The sequence below is a fragment of the Streptomyces sp. NPDC057424 genome (assembly GCF_042803315.1).
Taxonomy (GTDB): Bacteria; Actinomycetota; Actinomycetes; order Streptomycetales; family Streptomycetaceae; genus Streptomyces.
On sequence record NZ_JBHVCP010000013.1, the window covers coordinates 128845 to 148073 of the forward strand.

At 70.2% G+C, this 19229-nt stretch carries 18 protein-coding genes; 9 read left to right on the forward strand and 9 right to left on the reverse strand.

What is annotated here, in order from left to right; genetic code table 11:
* Nucleotide 1 precedes the first annotated feature (1 nt).
* The 6 genes from ACFU3E_RS14235 to ACFU3E_RS14260 are packed head-to-tail and all read right to left on the reverse strand — an operon-like array spanning nucleotide 2 to nucleotide 5729.
* Nucleotides 2–1258 (reverse strand): cysteine desulfurase, encoded by a 1257-nt coding sequence (locus ACFU3E_RS14235; RefSeq protein ID WP_384156476.1) that lies wholly within the window; start codon nucleotides 1256–1258, stop codon nucleotides 2–4.
* Nucleotides 1255–2019, reverse strand: coding sequence for a Fe-S cluster assembly ATPase SufC (gene sufC, locus ACFU3E_RS14240; protein WP_384156479.1), 765 nt, complete (start codon nucleotides 2017–2019; stop codon nucleotides 1255–1257). Before sufC ends, ACFU3E_RS14235 begins: the two co-directional genes overlap by 4 nt.
* Before the next feature lie 7 nt (nucleotides 2020–2026).
* Nucleotides 2027–2344 carry a non-heme iron oxygenase ferredoxin subunit gene (locus ACFU3E_RS14245; RefSeq protein ID WP_384156482.1) on the reverse strand — a complete coding sequence of 106 codons (318 nt, stop codon included), beginning with the start codon at nucleotides 2342–2344 and terminating at the stop codon, nucleotides 2027–2029.
* Nucleotides 2341–3525 (reverse strand): Fe-S cluster assembly protein SufD, encoded by a 1185-nt coding sequence (gene sufD / locus ACFU3E_RS14250; RefSeq protein ID WP_384156485.1) that lies wholly within the window; start codon nucleotides 3523–3525, stop codon nucleotides 2341–2343. The genes ACFU3E_RS14245 and sufD overlap by 4 nt, the downstream gene beginning before the upstream one ends.
* A gap of 54 nt (nucleotides 3526–3579) precedes the next feature.
* Nucleotides 3580–5001, reverse strand: coding sequence for a Fe-S cluster assembly protein SufB (gene sufB, locus ACFU3E_RS14255; protein ID WP_062926168.1), 1422 nt, complete (start codon nucleotides 4999–5001; stop codon nucleotides 3580–3582).
* Nucleotides 4998–5729, reverse strand: a complete 732-nt coding sequence (locus tag ACFU3E_RS14260; protein WP_384156488.1) for a helix-turn-helix transcriptional regulator — start codon at nucleotides 5727–5729, stop codon at nucleotides 4998–5000. The genes sufB and ACFU3E_RS14260 overlap by 4 nt, the downstream gene beginning before the upstream one ends.
* A 161-nt stretch (nucleotides 5730–5890) precedes the next feature.
* On the opposite strand from ACFU3E_RS14260, the gene ACFU3E_RS14265 reads away from it, so the two are divergent.
* The 4 genes from ACFU3E_RS14265 to ACFU3E_RS14280 all read left to right on the forward strand — a co-directional run bounded on the left by ACFU3E_RS14265 (nucleotide 5891) and on the right by ACFU3E_RS14280 (nucleotide 9583).
* Entirely contained in the window at nucleotides 5891–6703 is an 813-nt protein-coding gene (locus ACFU3E_RS14265; protein WP_384156491.1) for an aminoglycoside N(3)-acetyltransferase, read from the forward strand.
* A 31-nt stretch (nucleotides 6704–6734) separates the two neighbouring features.
* Complete coding sequence (locus tag ACFU3E_RS14270; protein ID WP_384156494.1) at nucleotides 6735–7658, forward strand: ABC transporter ATP-binding protein; 924 nt, start codon at nucleotides 6735–6737, stop codon at nucleotides 7656–7658.
* Between the two features lie 109 nt (nucleotides 7659–7767).
* Nucleotides 7768–8523: an ABC transporter permease gene (locus ACFU3E_RS14275; protein WP_384156531.1), complete on the forward strand. Its 756-nt coding sequence runs from the start codon at nucleotides 7768–7770 to the stop codon at nucleotides 8521–8523.
* A 52-nt stretch (nucleotides 8524–8575) separates the two neighbouring features.
* A complete protein-coding gene (locus ACFU3E_RS14280; protein ID WP_384156497.1) occupies nucleotides 8576–9583 on the forward strand; it encodes a heme A synthase in 1008 nt (335 codons plus the stop codon).
* Between the two features lie 11 nt (nucleotides 9584–9594).
* On the opposite strand, the gene ACFU3E_RS14285 is transcribed toward ACFU3E_RS14280, so the two are convergent.
* From ACFU3E_RS14285 to ACFU3E_RS14295, 3 genes are all read right to left on the reverse strand, one after another.
* A complete protein-coding gene (locus ACFU3E_RS14285) occupies nucleotides 9595–10701 on the reverse strand; it encodes an amidohydrolase family protein (RefSeq protein ID WP_384156500.1) in 1107 nt (368 codons plus the stop codon).
* Between the two features lie 152 nt (nucleotides 10702–10853).
* Nucleotides 10854–11186: a hypothetical protein gene (locus tag ACFU3E_RS14290; RefSeq protein WP_384156503.1), complete on the reverse strand. Its 333-nt coding sequence runs from the start codon at nucleotides 11184–11186 to the stop codon at nucleotides 10854–10856.
* 58 nt (nucleotides 11187–11244) lie between these two features.
* The gene (locus ACFU3E_RS14295; RefSeq protein WP_384156534.1) at nucleotides 11245–12162 is read right to left on the reverse strand and encodes a heme o synthase; all 918 of its coding nucleotides are present in this window, start codon (nucleotides 12160–12162) and stop codon (nucleotides 11245–11247) included.
* A 383-nt stretch (nucleotides 12163–12545) separates the two neighbouring features.
* On the opposite strand from ACFU3E_RS14295, the gene tkt reads away from it, so the two are divergent.
* From tkt to pgl, 5 genes are read left to right on the forward strand one after another with little or no spacing between them, the layout of a single operon-like run.
* Nucleotides 12546–14633, forward strand: a complete 2088-nt coding sequence (gene tkt, locus ACFU3E_RS14300) for a transketolase (RefSeq protein WP_384156506.1) — start codon at nucleotides 12546–12548, stop codon at nucleotides 14631–14633.
* 34 nt (nucleotides 14634–14667) lie between these two features.
* Entirely contained in the window at nucleotides 14668–15786 is a 1119-nt protein-coding gene (gene tal / locus ACFU3E_RS14305) for a transaldolase (RefSeq protein WP_384156509.1), read from the forward strand.
* A gap of 4 nt (nucleotides 15787–15790) precedes the next feature.
* Nucleotides 15791–17314, forward strand: a complete 1524-nt coding sequence (gene zwf, locus ACFU3E_RS14310) for a glucose-6-phosphate dehydrogenase (RefSeq protein WP_384156512.1) — start codon at nucleotides 15791–15793, stop codon at nucleotides 17312–17314.
* Nucleotides 17311–18402: a glucose-6-phosphate dehydrogenase assembly protein OpcA gene (gene opcA / locus ACFU3E_RS14315; protein WP_384156515.1), complete on the forward strand. Its 1092-nt coding sequence runs from the start codon at nucleotides 17311–17313 to the stop codon at nucleotides 18400–18402. Before zwf ends, opcA begins: the two co-directional genes overlap by 4 nt.
* Complete coding sequence (gene pgl / locus ACFU3E_RS14320; protein WP_384156519.1) at nucleotides 18399–19184, forward strand: 6-phosphogluconolactonase; 786 nt, start codon at nucleotides 18399–18401, stop codon at nucleotides 19182–19184. The genes opcA and pgl overlap by 4 nt, the downstream gene beginning before the upstream one ends.
* The last annotated feature ends 45 nt before the right edge of the window (nucleotides 19185–19229 follow it).

Here is a 19229-nt window from a genome sequence, read left to right on the forward strand (position 1 = left end):
CTCAGCCGAAGAAGTTCCGTACGTGCTCCAGGCCGTCGACCAGCGCGTCGATCTCAGCCGGCGTGGAGTACAGATAGAACGACGCTCGCGTGGTCGCAGGAATTCCGTACCGCAGGCAGACCGGACGGGCGCAGTGGTGGCCGACCCGGACCGCGATGCCCTGCTCGTCGAGGACCTGGCCCACGTCGTGCGGGTGGATGTCGCCGAGCGTGAAGGAGATCGCCGCGCCCCGCTCCTCGGCCGTGGTCGGGCCGATGATGCGCAGGTCGGGAACCTCCAGCAGCCGCTTCACCGCGTACTCGGTGAGCGCGTGCTCGTGGGCGAGGATCTTGTCCATGCCGATCGCGTCGAGGTAGTCGATCGCCGCGCCGAGTCCGACCGCCTGGGCGATCGGGGGCGTGCCCGCCTCGAACTTGTGGGGTGCCGGGGCGTAGGTCGAGGAGTGCATCGACACCGTCTCGATCATCTCGCCGCCGCCGAGGAACGGCGGCAGGTCCTCCAGCAGCTCCTGGCGGCCCCAGAGGACGCCGATGCCGGTCGGGCCGCACATCTTGTGTCCGGTGAAGGCCACGAAGTCGGCCTGCAGGGCCTGCACGTCCAGCGGCATGTGCGGCGCGGCCTGGGAGGCGTCGATGCACACCAGCGCACCGACCTCCTGGGCGCGGCGCACGATCGCCTCGACGGGGTTCTGGGTGCCGAGGATGTTGGAGACCAGCACGAAGGAGACGATCTTCGTCTTCTCGGTGATGACCTCGTCGATGTTCGACAGGTCCAGGCGGCCGTCGTCGGTGAGGCCGAACCACTTCAGCTTCGCGCCCGTGCGCTGCGCGAGCAGCTGCCACGGCACGATGTTGGAGTGGTGCTCCATCTCCGTGATGACGATCTCGGTCTCGGAGTCCACGCGGTAGGGCTCGTCGGCCCAGCCCAGCATGTTCGCCACGAGGTTGAGCGACTCCGAGGCGTTCTTGGTGAAGATCACCTCGTCGCGCGAGGGCGCGTTGACGAACGCCGCGACCTTGTCGCGCGCGCCCTCGTACAGCGCCGTGGCCTCCTCGGCGAGCACATGCACACCGCGGTGGACGTTGGCGTTGTAGCGCTCGTAGTACTCACTGAGTGCGTCCAGCACCTGGCGCGGCTTCTGGCTGGTCGCCGCGTTGTCCAGGTACACGAGCTTCTGACCGTCGTGGACCTGGCGGTCCAGGATGGGGAAGTCCTTGCGGATCGCCTCGGTGTCGAGGAGGCCCGGCAGCAATGTCACGCGGATGCGCCACCCTTCGTGTAGGCCTCGTAGCCCTCTTCCTCCAGCTTGTCGGCGAGCTCGGCGCCGCCGGACTCGACGATCCGGCCGCCGGAGAAGACGTGCACGTGGTCGGGCTTGATGTAGCGGAGGATGCGCGTGTAGTGCGTGATCAGCAGGGTGCCGACCTCGCCCGTCTCGCGGACGCGGTTCACGCCCTCCGACACGACGCGCAGCGCGTCGACGTCGAGGCCGGAGTCGGTCTCGTCGAGGACCGCGATCTTCGGCTTGAGCAGCTCCAGCTGGAGGATCTCGTGGCGCTTCTTCTCACCGCCGGAGAAGCCCTCGTTGACGTTGCGCTCGGCGAAGGACGGGTCGATGTTGAGGCGCTCCATGGCCCCCTTGACCTCCTTCACCCAGGTGCGCAGCTTGGGGGCCTCGCCACGGATGGCGGTGGCGGAGGTGCGCAGGAAGTTCGACACCGAGACGCCGGGGACCTCGACCGGGTACTGCATGGCGAGGAACAGGCCGGCGCGGGCGCGCTCGTCGACGGACATCTCCAGGACGTCCTCGCCGTCGAGGGTGACGGTGCCGCCGGTGATCGTGTACTTGGGGTGACCCGCGAGGGAGTAGGCGAGCGTCGACTTGCCCGAGCCGTTGGGGCCCATGATGGCGTGCGTCTCGCCCTGCTTCACGGTGAGGTCGACACCCTTGAGGATTTCCTTCGTGCCGTTCTCGACCTCGACGGTGACGTGCAGGTCTCGGATTTCAAGCGTTGCCATGGGTGCCTCAGGACTCCTGGGTGAGGGAGACGAGCACGTCGTCCCCATCGATCTTTACGGGGTATACGGGGACGGGGCGCGTCGCCGGAAGGGCGTCGGGCTTGCCGGAACGGAGGTCGAAGCGCGAGCCGTGCAGCCAGCACTCGATGTGGCAGTCGTCGACCTCGCCCTCCGCCAGGGAGACGTTCGCGTGCGAGCAGATGTCGTGGATCGCGAACACCTCGCCCTCGGTCTGCACGATGGACACGGGCGTGCCGTCGAGTTCCACCCGCTTCGGGGTGTCCTCCTCCAGCTCGCCCAGGCCACAGACGCGTACGAAGGTCATGCGACCGCCGCCTCCAGCTCCTCCTCGATCTTGGCGATCAGGCGCTCCTCGATGTCGGGGACGCCGATCTGCTGGACCAGCTCGGCGAAGAAGCCGCGGACCACCAGACGGCGGGCCTCGTGCTCCGGGATGCCGCGGGCCATGAGGTAGAAGAGCTGCTCGTCGTCGAAGCGGCCGGTCGCCGAGGCGTGGCCGGCGCCGACGATCTCGCCGGTCTCGATCTCGAGGTTCGGTACGGAGTCCACCCGCGCCCCGTCGGTGAGGACCAGGTTGCGGTTCATCTCGTACGTGTCCGTGCCCTCGGCCTTGGCCTCGATGAGCACGTCACCGATCCACACGGCGTGCGCGTCGTCGCCCTGGAGCGCGCCCTTGTAGACGACGTTCGACTTGCAGTGCGGGACGTTGTGGTCGACCAGGAGGCGGTGCTCCTGGTGCTGGCCCTGGTCGGTGAAGTACAGGCCGAACAGCTCGGCCTCGCCGCCGGGCCCGGCGTACTGCACGCGCGGGTGCAGCCGGACCACGTCGCCGCCGAAGGTGACGACGACGGACTTGAAGGAGGCGTCGCGGCCGACGAGCGCGTTGTGCTGGGCGACGTGGACGGCCTTCTCGTCCCAGTCCTGGACGGAGACGACGGTGAGCTTGGCGCCGTCGCCCAGGAGGTAGTCGACGTTGGCGGCGAGCACCGCGTCACCGGTGTGGTCGATGACCACGACGGCCTCGGCGAAGGCGCCCAGCTCGATCACCTGGTGGCCGAAGGCGGTGCCGCCCTCGCCGTGCACCGCGATGCGGATGGGCTCGGTGAGGACGGTCTCCTTCGGGACGGTCACGACCGAGGCCTTCTCGAATACCGAGTAGGCCTGGGCGGCGACGCGGTCCGCCGGGGTGCCGGCCTTGCCGAGCCGCGCGTCGTCGCGGCCGACGGCCTCGACGGTGACGCCCTCGGGGGCCTGGACATCGACCTTCACGCCGTCGCCGGTGGCGACGGCGGTGCCGTCGTGCAGGCCGCGCAGGCGCTCCAGCGGGGTGAACCGCCACTCCTCCTCACGGCCGTGCGGGACGGGGAAGTCCGCCACGTCGAAGGAGGGGGGCGCGCTCATGCGCGTGGCGACGGTCGACTCCGCGGCGACCGCGATCGAGCCCGCGGTGGTCGACCCCACGGGGATGTTCTGGGCCTCAGCCATGGCTGTCGTAGTGCTCTCTTTCCTGGGTAGGACGTCTGCTGTCGTAGGGGCGGGTCAGCCGACCGCGCCCTCCATCTGCAGCTCGATCAGCCGGTTGAGCTCCAGCGCGTACTCCATGGGGAGCTCCTTGGCGATGGGCTCGACGAAGCCGCGCACGATCATCGCCATGGCCTCGAACTCGCTCAGGCCGCGGCTCATCAGGTAGAAGAGCTGGTCCTCGGAGACCTTGGAGACGGTCGCCTCGTGGCCCATGGACACGTCGTCCTCGCGGACGTCCACGTAGGGGTAGGTGTCCGAGCGGGAGATGGTGTCGACGAGCAGCGCGTCGCAGAGCACGTTCGACTTGGAGCCGTGGGCACCCTCGCCGATCTCGACGAGGCCGCGGTAGGACGTACGGCCGCCACCACGCGCCACGGACTTCGAGACGATGTTGGAGGACGTGTTCGGCGCCATGTGGACCATCTTGGAGCCGGCGTCCTGGTGCTGGCCCTCGCCGGCGAAGGCGATGGACAGGGTCTCGCCCTTGGCGTGCTCGCCCATCAGGTAGACGGCCGGGTACTTCATCGTCACCTTGGAGCCGATGTTGCCGTCGATCCACTCCATGGTCGCGCCCTCGTAGGCGACGGCGCGCTTGGTGACCAGGTTGTAGACGTTGTTCGACCAGTTCTGGATGGTCGTGTACCGGCAGCGGGCGTTCTTCTTGACGATGATCTCGACGACCGCGGAGTGCAGCGAGTCCGACTTGTAGATCGGGGCGGTGCAGCCCTCGACGTAGTGCACGTAGGCACCCTCGTCGACGATGATCAGGGTCCGCTCGAACTGGCCCATGTTCTCCGTGTTGATACGGAAGTAGGCCTGGAGCGGAATCTCCACGTGGACGCCCGGCGGCACGTAGATGAAGGAGCCGCCCGACCACACGGCGGAGTTCAGCGACGCGAACTTGTTGTCGCCGACGGGGATGACCGTCCCGAAGTACTCCTTGAAGAGCTCCGGGTGCTCCTTCAGCGCGGTGTCGGTGTCGAGGAAGATGACGCCCTGCTCCTCCAGGTCCTCACGGATCTGGTGGTAGACGACCTCCGACTCGTACTGGGCGGCGACACCGGCGACGAGGCGCTGCTTCTCCGCCTCGGGGATGCCGAGCTTGTCGTACGTGTTCTTGATGTCCTCGGGCAGGTCCTCCCAGGACTCCGCCTGCTTCTCCGTGGAGCGCACGAAGTACTTGATGTTGTCGAAGTCGATGCCCGACAGGTCCGAGCCCCAGTTCGGCATGGGCTTCTTCTCGAACAGGCGCAGGCCCTTGAGGCGGAGCTTGGTCATCCACTCCGGCTCGTTCTTCTTGGAGGAGATGTCCCGGACGACGTCCTCGTTGATGCCGCGCTTGGCAGAGGCGCCGGCCGTGTCGGAGTCGGCCCAGCCGTACTCGTACTTGCCCAGGCCCTCGAGCTCGGGGTGGGCAGTCTCCGTGGGGAGAGTCATGCGGGGTTCCTCCCGGCCGTGCTTGCAGATGCGTTGTGGGAAATCTTGGGGATGTACGTCGTGCAGACACCGTCGCCGTGCGCGATGGTGGCGAGCCGCTGTACATGCGTACCGAGCAGCTCGGCGAAAAATTCCGTCTCCGCCTCGCACAGTTGCGGGAACTGCTCGGCGACGTGGGCGACCGGGCAGTGGTGCTGACAGAGCTGCTCACCCCTCTGCGGGTGGGGCGCATTGCGCGCCGTAGCAGCGTACCCGTCGGCGCTCAAGGCCTTGGCCAGCGCTTCGGTCCGCTTCTCGGGCGCGGCGGCCTCGACCGCCCGGCGGTAGGCGCCCGCCTGCGCGGCGATCCTTGCGCGGGCGAAGGCGGCGATCGCCTCGTTGCCGCCCTCGCGGTCGGCGATCCAGCGCAGCGCGTCCGCCGCCAGCGTGTCGTACGACTGGTCGAAGGCGTCCCGGCCGCAGTCCGTCAGGGCGAACACCTTGGCCGGCCGGCCGCGGGTCCGCGCGCCGTACACCCGCTGCTCGCGCGCCTCCACGACACCGTCGCCCGTGAGGGCGTCGAGGTGCCGGCGCACGGCCGCCTGGGTGAGGCCCAGCCGCTCGGCGAGCTCGGCGACGGTCGAGGGGCCGTGGTCCAGGATGGACCGCGCGACCCGGTTGCGGGTGGACCGGTCCGAGCGCAACCCAGCCGCCAGCTCCTCGTGAGGTGCCTCGCCGACGTTTTTCACAACGCCATTGTTGCGTAATTCTTCCGGACCGGGCAAGCCGCCCACGATCCGCCCGACGGTGCCCTACGTCACTTAGGTATACCTAATCTGACCTGCGGAAACGATCTCTGATCGATCAAACCGGTGGCAGGCGGCAGCCGCTTCGGGGACACTCCGGAACCATGCCCACACCCCCTCCGACCGGCCCTCTTGTCACCCGCGAGACGCTCCGGACACAGCTCGGCGAGCTCGGTGTACACCCCGGCGAGACCCTCCTCGTGCACTCCTCGCTCAGCGCCCTCGGCTGGGTCAACGGCGGCTCCGTCGCGGTGGTGCAGGGACTGCTCGACGCGCTCGGCCCGCAGGGCACGCTGGTGGTTCCCACGCAGACCGGCGACCTCTCCGACCCCGCCCTGTGGAGCACGCCGCCCGTACCCCCCGAATGGTGGGCGGCCATCCGCGCCACCATGCCCGCCTACGACGCGCAGACCACGCCCAGCCGCGGGGTCGGCGTCGTCCCGGAGACCGTGCGCACCTGGCCCGGCGCGCTGCGCAGCGCGCATCCGCAGACCTCGTTCGCGGCGCTCGGCCCGCGCGCCGCGGAGCTGCTCGACGGGCACGCGCCCGACTGCCGGCTCGGCGAGCGGAGCCCGCTGGCGAAGCTGGAGGCGACGGGCGCCCGGGTGCTGCTGCTGGGGGCCGGCTACGCCTCCTGCACGAGTTTCCACCTGGCCGAGTACCGCATACCGTCCCCGCGCGTCGCCGTGGGCCGGCCGGGTCCGGAGGGCTGGGAGACCGTGACCGAGGTGTCGATCAGCTCGGACCGTTTCGACGAGCTGGGCTACGACTTCGAACGGGACCGGCCCGTCGTCCGCGGAAAGGTGGGCGCCGCCCAAGCGCGGCTGTTCCCGGTGGCGGACGCGGTGGCCTACGCCGAGCAGTGGCTGGCGGTGCACCGGCCCCGTGAAGAGGAGTTCCAGCACCCGCCGCTCTGAGTCCCGGCACACGTACCTAGACTCTGGACCCATGCGAAGCGAGCCCGTGGTCCAGGTCCAGGCCCTGGTGAAGCGGTACGGCACGAAGACCGCGGTGGACGGGCTCGACCTGGTGGCCCGGGCGGGTGTGACCGCCGTGCTCGGCCCCAACGGGGCGGGCAAGACGACCACGGTCGAGACCTGCGAGGGGTACCGCAAGCCGGACTCCGGCACGGTGCGCGTCCTGGGCCTCGACCCGGTGAGACAATCCGGTGACCTGCGGCCCCGCATCGGCGTGATGCTCCAGTCCGGCGGCGTCTACTCGGGCTCCAGGGCCGACGAGATGCTCCGCCACGTGGCCGCACTGCACGCGCATCCGCTGGACGTGGACGCGCTGATCGAGCGGCTGGGGCTCGGCTCCTGCGGCCGTACGACGTACCGGCGGCTCTCCGGCGGGCAGCAGCAGCGGCTCGCACTGGCCATGGCCGTGGTCGGACGGCCGGAACTGGTCTTCCTCGACGAGCCGACCGCCGGCCTCGACCCGCAGGCCCGCCGCGCCACCTGGGACCTCGTCCGGGACCTGCGCGCGGACGGCGTCTCGGTGATCCTCACCACCCACTACATGGACGAGGCCGAGCAGCTCGCCGACGACGTGGCGATCATCGACGCGGGCCGGGTCATCGCCCAGGGCTCCCCGGAGGAGCTGTGCCGGGGCGGCGCGGAGAACACGCTGCGCTTCACGGGCCGGCCCGGCCTCGACGTGGGGTCACTGCTGAAGGCCCTGCCCGCCGACTGCTCGGCCGCCGAACTGACGCCGGGTTCCTACCGGGTCGTCGGCAAGGTCGACCCGCAGCTGCTCGCGACGGTCACCTCCTGGTGCGCCCAGCACGGCGTGATGCCGGAGAAGATCTCGGTCGAGCGGCACACCCTCGAGGACGTCTTTCTCGAGCTGACCGGCAAGGAGTTGCGTTCATGATTCCAGCTCACACCGAGGTCGGCCGGGGGTCCGGGGGTCGTCCCCCGGGAAAGCACAGCCTCGAGCTGACCGGCAAGGAGTTGCGCTCGTGACCGCCACCGGCACGGGGATGTACACGCCGAAGCCCGGCGCGGCGCCCCTCCCCCGCATGATCGCGGCCCAGGCCGCCCTCGAGACGAAGATGCTGCTGCGCAACGGCGAGCAGCTGCTGCTGACCGTCGTCATCCCGACCCTGCTCCTGGTGCTCTTCAGCACCGTGGACATCGTCGACACGGGCGCCGGCGAGGCGGTCGACTTCCTCGCGCCCGGCATCCTCGCCCTCGCGGTGATGTCGACCGCGTTCACCGGCCAGGCCATCGCCACCGGCTTCGAACGCCGCTACGGCGTGCTGAAGCGGCTGGCCTCCTCACCCCTGCCCCGCTGGGGCCTGATGACGGCGAAGACACTGTCCGTCCTGGTCACCGAGGTGCTCCAAGTGGTCCTGCTGGCGGTGATCGCCTTCGCGCTCGGCTGGTCGCCGCAGGGCAACCCGGTCGCCGTGCTGCTGCTCCTGGTCCTCGGGACGGCGGCCTTCTCGGGCCTGGGCCTGCTGATGGCCGGGACACTGAAGGCCGAGGCGACGCTGGCCGCGGCCAACCTGGTGTTCCTGCTGCTGCTCGTCGGCGGCGGGGTCATCGTGCCGCTCGACAAGTTCCCCTCCGGCGTGCAGGACGTGCTCGGCCTGCTGCCGATCTCGGCGCTGTCCGACGGGCTGCGGGACGTGCTCCAGCACGGCGCCGGGATGCCCTGGGGCGACCTCGGGATCCTGGCCGTCTGGGCGGTCGTGGGGCTGGCGGCGGCCGGGAAGTTCTTCCGGTGGGAGTAGGGGAGGTCTTGTGACGGACCCTCGTGAAAGTGTGCACAAGCGGCGGCCTACGATGGTCCGCGTGCCACACGTGACCCGCGCCGGCGCCAAGGCCGCCCTGCGCAACCCGCTCGCCTTCATCGCCGAGCGCTGGACCCCGGAACCCCGGACGGTCCAGCGCGCGGCCCTCACCGCGCTCCTGATGTCGGTGTTCATCGTCGTCACCGGCGGCGCCGTACGGCTGACCGGCTCCGGCCTGGGTTGCCCGACCTGGCCCAAGTGCACTGCCGACTCGCTCACCTCCACCAGCGAGATGGGCTTCCACGGTGCCATCGAGTTCGGCAACCGCTTGCTGACGTACGTGCTGTGCGCCGCCGTCGGCTGGGCGATCATCGCCGCGCGCTCGCGGAAGCCGCACCGGCGCGGCCTCACCCGGCTGGGCTGGGCGCAGTTCTGGATCGTGATGAGCAACGCGGTGCTCGGCGGCATCGTGGTGCTGGTCGGTCTCAACCCGTACACGGTGGCGGCGCACTTCGTGGCGACGTCCGCGCTCATCGCGGTGGCCACGGTGATGTGGCAGCGCACCCGAGAAGGCGACGCGGCACCGCGTCCGCTGGTCGGCAAGGCCGTGCGGCAGCTGGTGTGGGCCCTGGTCGGGGTGGCCGTCCTGCTCATCCTGGTCGGCACGGTCGTCACCGGCGCGGGCCCGCACGCGGGCGACTCCAGCGAGGTCGAGCGGATGCCGCTCGACTGGGAGACGGTGAGCAAGCTGCACGCCGTGCTGGCGTGGATCGTGGTGACGCTGACGTTCGCCCTGTGGTTCGTCCTCAAGGCGGTCGACGCGCCGAGGAACCCGCTGCACCGCACCCGCGAGCTGTTCCTGATCCTGCTCGCGCAGGGCGTCATCGGCTACGTCCAGTACTTCACGGACCTGCCCGAGATCCTGGTCGGCCTGCACATGCTGGGCTCGGCCGTGATGTGGATCTGGGTGCTGCGGGTGGTGCTGTCGCTGCGCGAGCGGCCGGTACTGGTGGCCGACGTGCCCGGCCCGGCCGCCGAGGCGAGCCTGACGAAGGCCTGACCGGGCAGGGCTCAGTCGAGTCCGTACACCCTGCGCGCGTTCCCCGACGCCAGCATGCCCGCCACCCGCTGCGCGTCGGCCAGTGACCAGGCGCCCTCGGCGACCCAGGTGCCGAGCACCCGGCCGAGGGCCTCGCGGAACAGGCGGGCGCCCACCACGTGCAGTTCGGGCAGGCCCTGCGCCCCGGTGGAGAAGAGGATCTTGCCGAAGGGCGCCAGTTCCAGGATCTCCGCGAGAACGGTCGCGGCCCGGGCGCCCGTGCGGACCAGGGCGGCACCGCAGTCGGCGTGGACGTGCGGGAAGACGCCGGCGAGATGGGCGGCGTGCCGGTGGTACGGGTAGCCGTGCAGCAGGACCAGGTCCGTGCCCAGGCCGGCCGTGGCCCGCACGAAGTCCGTCAGCAGCACCGGGTCCGTACGGTCGATCCGCAGCCCCGGCGCGCCCAGCCCCGCGTGCAGCTGGAGCGGCAGACCCGAGGCGACGGCGCTCCACAGAAGATGCCGCAGCAGCACCGGGTCGCTCAGCTCCCCGCCGACCCCGCGCCCGGCGAACCAGCGGCCGACCGCACCGCGCACCTCCCCCGGCCCGGGCGGCTCCGGCGCGAGGGCGAGGCCGTGCCGTACGCCCGCGACCGAGGTGAAGGCGACGGCGTTCGCGGCGGCCGCGTGCACCGACTCGGCGAGGTTCGCGAGGAAGGACTCGACCGTTCCGGAGGTGTCGGCGACCTGCTCGGCGAGGAGTTCCAGGCGCACGATCTCGCGGGCCTCGGCGGCTCCGGCGGAGGCCAGCTCGGCCGGTTCCGTCAGGTCGCCCGGGAGGCCGGTGTCGACCAGGTACGTGGTGATGCCGCTGCCGCGCAGGAGCCGGCGGCCGGACTCCAGGACGCCCAGTTCCCGGCGCCGGGCCAGGTAGCGGGCGGGCGTGCAGTGCGGTTCGAGGCCGAGCAGGGGCGGACACCAGCGCCGCACGGCGAAGCCGGTCTGGGTGTCGAACAGGGTGGTGCCGGGGGCGGGTGGGCCCTCGGTGCGGGAGAGGTGGGCCTCGAAGGTGCCGAGACCCAGCTCTGTGCGCAGCACTCCGTGGCAGTACTGGTCCACTAGGGACGGCGTTTCGATCATCCGGGCTCCCCGGGGTGGACCCTGTTGCTTCAAGGGTCTTAACGGGTGAACCGGGTTCAGGTCGCGGTCCCGCCGGGGGGTGCGGGTGTTCTGGCGGCCACGGGTTGCCGGTGGCTGATCGCGCAGTCCCCGCGCCCCCGAGAGCTGGCTGCTCAGCCGTTGGACGGGCCGCCGACCTGGATCCCCGCCATGCGCGACCACTCGTAGCGGCCCGTCCTGACCTTCGCCGCGAACTCGCCGTCGAAGGACTCGTGGGCCGTGATGCCGGACTTCTCCACGGCCTTCTCGGCGATCTCGTAGGACGGGGCGACCAGGTCGCCCCAGTTGCCGTCCTCTCCCACCAGGACGATGCGGGCGCCGCGCTCGCCGAGGTAGGCGACCTGGCCCTCCGCACCGCCGTGGGCCTGGGAGAAGGAGGAGATCTGCTTGGCCAGCCGGGCCACCTTGCGCTCGGCCTTCGGGTCAACCTGCTGCGTGTCTGCCATGACCAGGATGCTACTCACGAGTAGATCGACTCGCGAGGGCAGGGCGGTGTGACGTATGTCAGCGCAGGAAGGGGTCGACCGCGACGGCCACGAACAGAAGCGACACGTAGGTGATCGACCAGTGGAACAGGCGCATCTCCTTCAGCTTCGCGCCCGTCACCTCCGCCTTCGCGCGGTTCTGCAGGCCGTGCGCCTCCCAGAGCCAGAAGCCGCCCGCCAGCAGGGCGACCGACGTGTAGAACCAGCCGGTGTAGCCGAGCGGGGTCAGCAGGAGCGAGACGGCGACCATGACCCAGCTGTAGATCACGATCTGCTGGGCGACGACCTTGTTCGAGGCGACCACCGGCAGCATCGGCACGCCCACGCGCGCGTAGTCCTCCCGCACCTTCATGGACAGCGGCCAGTAGTGCGGCGGCGTCCAGAAGAACATGACGAGGAAGAGGATGACCGGCGCCCAGGACATCGAGTTCGTGACCGAGGACCAGCCGATCAGCACCGGCAGACAGCCGGCGATGCCGCCCCACACGATGTTCTGCGAGGTCCGGCGCTTGAGGATCATCGTGTAGACGACCACGTAGAACAGGAGTGCGCCGAGGGAGAGCCAGGCGCTCAGCCAGTTCACGGTGAGGCCGAACAGCAGGGTGGAGGTGATCGCCAGGGTGATGCCGAAGGCCAGGCACTCGCGCGGGCTGACCATGCCGGTGACCAGCGGGCGCTGCGAGGTGCGGTCCATCAGCGCGTCGATGTCGCGGTCGATGTACATGTTGAGCGCGTTGGCGCCGCCCGCGGACATGTAGCCGCCGAGGCACGTCAGCAGCACCAGCGTCAGGTCGGGCACGCCCTGCTGCGCCAGGAACATCACCGGCACCGTGGTGATCAGCAGCAGCTCGATGATCCGCGGCTTGGTGAGAGCCACGAACGCCTTGACACGGGCACCGAACGGCCGGTGGGCCGGGCTCTGGTCCGCCCCTAGCATCCCCGCTGGACGGGATTCAACGGCCGTCACGCACACCCCTACAGAGACATCCCAGCAAGCCTCACCCCTGTGAAGTCCCGGTAAAGGCTCGCGCGTACCACGCCACTTTAGACGTTGCCCAGACTCGGACATTCGCGGGGGTCCGGTCGTGTTGGAGGGCGGCTTCCGAAGGGCGCTTCGCAGCTCGATTGAGCACCCGGATGAGCGGCTCCGTATTCACCTGTCGAATGCGGTACGGCCCAGTCAGGAGGCGGACCGTGATGACGCCCGGCACTCTGGAGTGACTCGAAAAAACGCACGTCCCACGGGGGTAGGCTCGGCTGCGGCCGGTGGGCGCCCCGATACACCGGCATCCGACATGTGGAGAGGAGCCCTGACTCAGGGTGAGCACCAAGCCGACCACCACAGACCTCGAGTGGACCGAGTTGGACCAGCGGGCAGTCGACACCGCGCGTGTCCTGGCCGCCGATGCCGTACAGAAGGTCGGTAACGGCCATCCTGGTACGGCGATGAGCCTGGCGCCTGCCGCCTACACCCTCTTCCAGAAGGTGATGCGGCACGACCCGGCGGACGCCGACTGGGTCGGGCGGGACCGCTTCGTGCTGTCCGCCGGCCACTCGTCCCTGACCCTCTACACCCAGCTGTACCTGGCCGGCTTCGGCCTGGAGCTGGACGATCTGAAGTCCTTCCGCACGTGGGGCTCCAAGACCCCCGGCCACCCCGAGTACGGGCACACGACCGGTGTGGAGACGACCACCGGCCCGCTCGGCCAGGGTGTGGCCAATGCGGTGGGCATGGCGATGGCCGCCCGTTACGAGCGCGGTCTGTTCGACCCGGAGGCTCCCGAGGGCGAGTCGCCGTTCGACCACTTCATCTACTGCATCGCCGGTGACGGCTGTCTGCAGGAGGGCATCTCCGCCGAGGCGTCGTCCCTCGCGGGCCACCAGAAGCTCGGCAACCTGATCCTGCTGTGGGACGACAACCACATCTCGATCGAGGGCGACACCGAGACGGCCGTCTCCGAGGACACCGCTCTGCGGTACGAGGCCTACGGCTGGCACGTGCAACGGGTGCAGCCGCAGGAGAACGGCGACCTGGACCCGGCCGCGATCTTCGAGGCGGTCCAGAAGGCCAAGGCCGTCACCGACCGGCCGTCGTTCATCGCGATGCGCTCGATCATCGCCTGGCCCGCCCCGAACGCCCAGAACACCGAGGCCGCGCACGGCTCGGCGCTGGGTGACGACGAGGTCGCGGCGACCAAGCGGGTCATGGGCTTCGACCCGGAGCAGTCCTTCGAGGTCTCCGACGAGGTCATCACGCACACCCGCAGGGCGCTGGAGCGGGGCCAGGCGGCCCGCGCGGTGTGGGAGAAGGCGTACCAGCAGTGGCGGGACAACAACCCCGAGCGCGCCGCGGAGTACGACCGCGTCGCCAAGGGTGAGCTGCCCAAGGGCTGGGAGGAGAAGATCCCGGTCTTCGAGGCCGGCAAGGGCGTGGCCACGCGTGCCGCCTCCGGCAAGATCCTCCAGGCGCTCGGCGGGGTCGTCCCCGAGCTGTGGGGCGGCTCGGCCGACCTGGCCGGCTCCAACAACACCACCATCGACAAGACCAGCTCCTTCCTCCCGGCGGACAACCCCCTGCCGGAGGCGGACCCGTACGGCCGCACGATCCACTTCGGTATCCGCGAGCACGCGATGGCCGCCGAGATGAACGGCATCGCGCTGCACGGCAACACCCGCATCTACGGCGGCACCTTCCTGGTCTTCTCCGACTACATGCGCAACGCCGTGCGGCTGTCGGCGCTGATGCACCTGCCGGTGACGTACGTGTGGACGCACGACTCCATCGGCCTCGGCGAGGACGGCCCGACCCACCAGCCGGTCGAGCATCTGGCGTCGCTGCGCGCGATCCCGGGCCTGAACGTCGTGCGTCCGGCGGACGCCAACGAGACCGCGACCGCCTGGCGCGAGATCCTCCGGCGCTGGACGAAGGAGTTCGGCAAGGGCCAGCCGCACGGCCTGGCACTGACCCGTCAGGGTGTGCCGACGTACGAGCCCAACGAGGACGCGGCGAAGGGCGGTTACGTCCTGTTCGAGGCCGACGGCGGCGAGCCCGAGGTGATCCTCATCGCCACCGGCTCGGAGGTGCACGTCGCCGTCGAGGCGCGCGAGCAGCTCCAGGGCGCCGGCGTACCCACGCGCGTGGTGTCCATGCCGTCGGTGGAGTGGTTCGAGCAGCAGGACGAGGGGTACCGGGACAGCGTCCTGCCGCCGTCCGTCCGGGCTCGTGTCGCGGTGGAGGCCGGTATCGGTCTCACCTGGCACAAGTACGTGGGGGACGCCGGCCGCATCGTTTCCCTGGAGCACTTCGGTGCTTCGGCCGACGGCAAGGTCCTCTTCCGCGAGTTCGGCTTCACTCCCGAGAACGTGGCCGCCGCCGCGCGGGAATCGATCGCCGCAGCTCAGCGCTGACGCTTACATACGACACGTAGGAGATGGAATTTCCATGACAGACGCACTCAAGCGCCTCTCCGAGGAAGGCGTCGCGATCTGGCTGGACGACCTGTCGCGCAAGCGGATCACGTCCGGCAACCTCGCCGAGCTGATCGACCAGCAGCACGTCGTGGGCGTCACCACCAACCCGTCGATCTTCCAGAAGGCGATCTCGCAGGGCGACGGCTACGACACGCAGCTGACCGACCTCGCCGCCCGCAAGGTCACCGTCGAAGAGGCCATCCGCATGATCACGACGGCGGACGTCCGTGACGCCGCCGACATCCTGCGCCCGGTCTTCGACGCCACCGGCGGCAAGGACGGCCGGGTCTCGATCGAGGTCGACCCGCGCCTGGCGCACAACACGCGGGCGACGGTCGCCGAGGCCAAGCAGCTCGCCTGGCTGGTGGACCGGCCCAACACGCTCATCAAGATCCCGGCGACCGAGGCGGGCATCCCGGCCATCGCCGAGACCATCGGCCTGGGCATCAGCGTCAACGTCACGCTGATCTTCTCGCTGGAGCGCTACCGCCTGGTCATGGACGCGTTCCTGACCGGCCTGGAGAAGGCCAAGGAGCGCGGCCTGGACCTGTCGCAGATCCACTCCGTGGCGTCGTTCTTCGTGTCCCGCGTGGACACCGAGATCGACAAGCGGATCGACGCGCTGGGCACCGACGAGGCCAAGGCGGCGCGCGGCAAGGCCGGCGTCGCCAACGCCCGCCTGGCCTACCAGGCGTACGAGGAGGTCTTCTCCTCGGACCGCTGGAGCGCCCTGGAGAAGGCGGGCGCCAACAAGCAGCGTCCGCTGTGGGCGTCCACCGGCGTGAAGGACAAGGCGTACAAGCCCACCCTGTACGTCGACGAGCTGGTGGCTCCCAACACGGTGAACACCATGCCGGAGGCGACCCTGTTCGCCACGGAGGAGCAGGGCGAGATCCGCGGCGACGCCGTCTCCGGCACGTACGAGCAGGCCCGCGCCGACCTCGACGCGGTCGAGAAGCTCGGGATCAAGTACGACGACGTGGTCCGGCTGCTGGAGGAAGAGGGCGTCGAGAAGTTCGAGGCCTCCTGGACCGACCTGCTGAAGTCGACCGAGGCCGAGCTTCAGCGCCTCGCCCCCTCGGAGGGCTGAACAGGTGTCGAGCAGCAACCCGCTGCGTGACCCCGCGGACCGACGGCTCCCGCGTATCGCGGGGCCGTCGGGCCTGGTCATCTTCGGCGTCACGGGCGACCTGTCCCGGAAGAAGCTCATGCCCGCCGTGTACGACCTCGCCAACCGGGGTCTGCTGCCGCCGGGCTTCTCGCTGGTGGGCTTCGCCCGCCGCGAGTGGGCGCACGAGGACTTCGCGCAGGAGGTCCACGACGCGGTCAAGGAGCACGCCCGCACGCCCTTCCGCGAGGAGGTCTGGCAGCAGCTCATCCAGGGCATGCGCTTCGTGCAGGGCACGTTCGACGACGACGACGCCTTCGAGCGGCTGCGCTCCACGATCGACGAACTGGACAAGGCTCAGGGCACGGGCGGCAACTTCGCCTTCTACCTCTCCGTGCCGCCGAAGTCCTTCCCGGTGGTCATCCAGCAGCTGAAGAAGCACCAGCTGGCCGACCAGACGGGCGGTTCCTGGCGGCGCGCGGTCATCGAGAAGCCGTTCGGCCACAACCTCGCCTCGGCCGAGGAGCTCAACAAGGTCGTCCACGAGGTCTTCGCGCCGGACCAGGTCTTCCGCATCGATCACTACCTGGGCAAGGAGACCGTCCAGAACATCCTGGCGCTGCGCTTCGCCAACACGATGTTCGAACCGATCTGGAACCGGTCCTTCGTGGACCACGTGCAGATCACCATGGCCGAGGACATCGGCATCGGCGGCCGGGCCGGCTACTACGACGGCATCGGCGCCGCCCGTGACGTGATCCAGAACCACCTGCTCCAGCTCATGGCCCTGACGGCCATGGAGGAGCCGGCCTCCTTCGACGCGGACGCGCTGGCCGCCGAGAAGACCAAGGTCCTCGGCGCCGTGAAGCTGCCCAAGGACATGGGCCGGGACACCGTGCGCGGCCAGTACTCCGCGGGCTGGCAGGGCGGCGCGAAGGTGATCGGCTATCTCGACGAGGACGGCATCGACGCCTCGTCGAAGACCGACACGTACGCCGCGATCAGGCTGGAGATCGACAACCGCCGCTGGGCGGGAGTCCCCTTCTACCTGCGCACCGGCAAGCGGCTGGGACGCCGCGTGACGGAGATCGCCGTCGTCTTCCAGCGGGCCCCGCACTCCCCCTTCGACTCGACGGCCACCGAGGAGCTCGGCTCCAACGCGATCGTCATCCGCGTCCAGCCGGACGAGGGCGTGACGGTCCGCTTCGGCTCGAAGGTGCCGGGCACGTCGATGGAGATCCGGGACGTGTCGATGGACTTCGCGTACGGCGAGTCCTTCACGGAGTCCAGCCCCGAGGCGTACGAGCGGCTCATCCTGGACGTTCTGCTCGGTGACTCGAACCTCTTCCCGCGCACCGAGGAGGTCGAGCTGTCCTGGGAGATCCTCGATCCGATCGAGGAGTACTGGGACAAGAACGGCAGACCCGCTCAGTACCAGGCCGGTACCTGGGGGCCCGTCGAGGCGGACGAAATGCTCGAGCGACACGGACGGAGCTGGCGCCGGCCATGAAGATAGACCTCACGGACACCACCGCCAGCAAGGTCAACAAGGCGCTGGTGCAGGGCCGCCGGGCGATCGGCACCCCGGCCGTCGGCATGGTGCTCACGCTGGTCATCGTGACGGACGAGGAGAACGCCTACGACGCGTTGAAGGCCGCGAGCGACGCCGCGCACGAGCATCCCTCGCGCACGCTCGTGGTCATCAAACGCGTCTCCCGCTCACCGCGCGACCGTACGCAGTCCCGCCTCGACGCGGAGGTCCGGGTCGGCGCGGACGCCGGCTCCGGTGAGACGGTGGTGCTCCGGCTGTACGGCGAGGTCGCCGACCACGCCCAGTCGGTGGTGCTGCCGCTGCTGCTGCCGGACGCCCCGGTGGTGGTGTGGTGGCCGGTGAACGCGCCGCTCGACCCGGCGAAGGACCCCCTGGGTGCCCTCGCGCAGCGCCGCGTCACCGACACGTACGCCGCCGAGCAGCCGGTACGGGACCTGGCCACCCGGTCCGGGACCTACACCCCGGGAGACACGGACCTGTCCTGGACCCGCATCACGCCCTGGCGCTCCATGCTGGCGGCGGCCCTCGACCAGGTCGCCTGCGAGGTCCGGGCCGTGGAGGTGGAGGGCGAGGAGTTCAACCCGAGCTGTGAGCTGCTGGCGATGTGGCTCGCGGACCGGCTGGACGTCCCGGTGAAGCGCTCGCTGTCCAGCGGCCCCGGTCTGACGGCGGTCCGGATGGACACCAACTGCGGCCCGATCAAGCTGGACCGCGCCGACGGCTCCCTGGCGACGCTCTCCATCGAGGGCCAGCCGGACCGGGCGGTGGCGCTCAAGCGCCGGGAGACCGCGGAGCTGATGGCGGAGGAGCTGCGGCGGCTGGACCCGGACGACACGTACGCGTCGGCGCTGCGGTACGGGGTGGACCGGCTGAAGTCCTCCTGGCCGGTGCCCAAAAGTGAGGGGCGAGCAGGACTCGCCCTCCCCGCCCTCCCCGCTCCCGTTGAAACGGCTGCGAAAGCATCCGCTGCGGAAGCGACGGCGCAGGCACCGGTGAAGCGGGTACCGCCGGAGCTGGAACCGGTACGGAAGGCGACGACGAAGTGAGTACGGCACCGCAGCTGGTCGTGCACCGCGACAAGGACCTGATGGCACAGGCCGCGGCGGCGCGGCTGATCACCAGGATCGTGGACGCGCAGGCCTCCCGGGGCTCGGCGTCCGTGGTCCTGACGGGCGGCCGCAACGGCAACGGCCTGCTGGCCGCGCTGGCGGCCGCCCCGGCTCGGGACGCCGTCGACTGGGCGCGGCTCGACCTCTGGTGGGGCGACGAGCGGTTCCTGCCCGAGGGCGACCCCGAGCGCAACGTCACCCAGGCGAGGGAGGTTCTCCTCGACTCGGTGCCGCTCGATCCGAAGCGGGTGCACGCGATGCCCGCGTCGGACGGGCCCCACGGCACCGACGTGGACGCGGCGGCTGCCGCGTACGCGGACGAACTGGCGCAGGCGGCAGGCCCGGAGAACCACGGCCCCGTGCCCACGTTCGACGTGCTGATGCTGGGCGTCGGGCCGGACACCCATGTCGCGTCGCTGTTCCCGGAGCTGCCGGCGGTCAGGGAGACCGACCGCACGGTGGTCGGCGTCCACGGCGCGCCCAAGCCTCCGCCGACCCGGGTGACACTGACGCTGCCGGCGATCCGGGCGGCCCGTGAGGTATGGCTGCTGGCCGCGGGCGAGGACAAGGCCCGGGCGGCGGCGATCGCACTCTCCGGCGCGGGCGAGATCCAGGCCCCGGCGGCGGGGGCGTACGGCAGGAGCCGGACGCTGTGGCTGCTGGACGCCGCCGCAGCGTCGCAACTGCCGCGTTCCCTGTATCCGCCGGCGTCGGCTTAGGCAACCAGAGGGCTCCGCCCCTGAACCCCCGCCTGTGTCCGGGGG

Coding starts and splice junctions, on each gene's coding strand:
- sufB (WP_062926168.1), bottom strand. CDS start 5,001: ATGACTCTCCCCACGGAGACTGCCCACCCCGAGCTCGAGGGCCTGGGC.
- sufC (WP_384156479.1), bottom strand. CDS start 2,019: ATGGCAACGCTTGAAATCCGAGACCTGCACGTCACCGTCGAGGTCGAG.
- ACFU3E_RS14265 (WP_384156491.1), top strand. CDS start 5,891: ATGCCCACACCCCCTCCGACCGGCCCTCTTGTCACCCGCGAGACGCTC.
- ACFU3E_RS14295 (WP_384156534.1), bottom strand. CDS start 12,162: ATGCTAGGGGCGGACCAGAGCCCGGCCCACCGGCCGTTCGGTGCCCGT.
- opcA (WP_384156515.1), top strand. CDS start 17,311: ATGAAGATAGACCTCACGGACACCACCGCCAGCAAGGTCAACAAGGCG.
- ACFU3E_RS14245 (WP_384156482.1), bottom strand. CDS start 2,344: ATGACCTTCGTACGCGTCTGTGGCCTGGGCGAGCTGGAGGAGGACACC.
- tal (WP_384156509.1), top strand. CDS start 14,668: ATGACAGACGCACTCAAGCGCCTCTCCGAGGAAGGCGTCGCGATCTGG.
- sufD (WP_384156485.1), bottom strand. CDS start 3,525: ATGGCTGAGGCCCAGAACATCCCCGTGGGGTCGACCACCGCGGGCTCG.
- ACFU3E_RS14285 (WP_384156500.1), bottom strand. CDS start 10,701: ATGATCGAAACGCCGTCCCTAGTGGACCAGTACTGCCACGGAGTGCTG.
- ACFU3E_RS14270 (WP_384156494.1), top strand. CDS start 6,735: ATGCGAAGCGAGCCCGTGGTCCAGGTCCAGGCCCTGGTGAAGCGGTAC.
- ACFU3E_RS14280 (WP_384156497.1), top strand. CDS start 8,576: ATGGTCCGCGTGCCACACGTGACCCGCGCCGGCGCCAAGGCCGCCCTG.
- ACFU3E_RS14275 (WP_384156531.1), top strand. CDS start 7,768: ATGTACACGCCGAAGCCCGGCGCGGCGCCCCTCCCCCGCATGATCGCG.
- ACFU3E_RS14290 (WP_384156503.1), bottom strand. CDS start 11,186: ATGGCAGACACGCAGCAGGTTGACCCGAAGGCCGAGCGCAAGGTGGCC.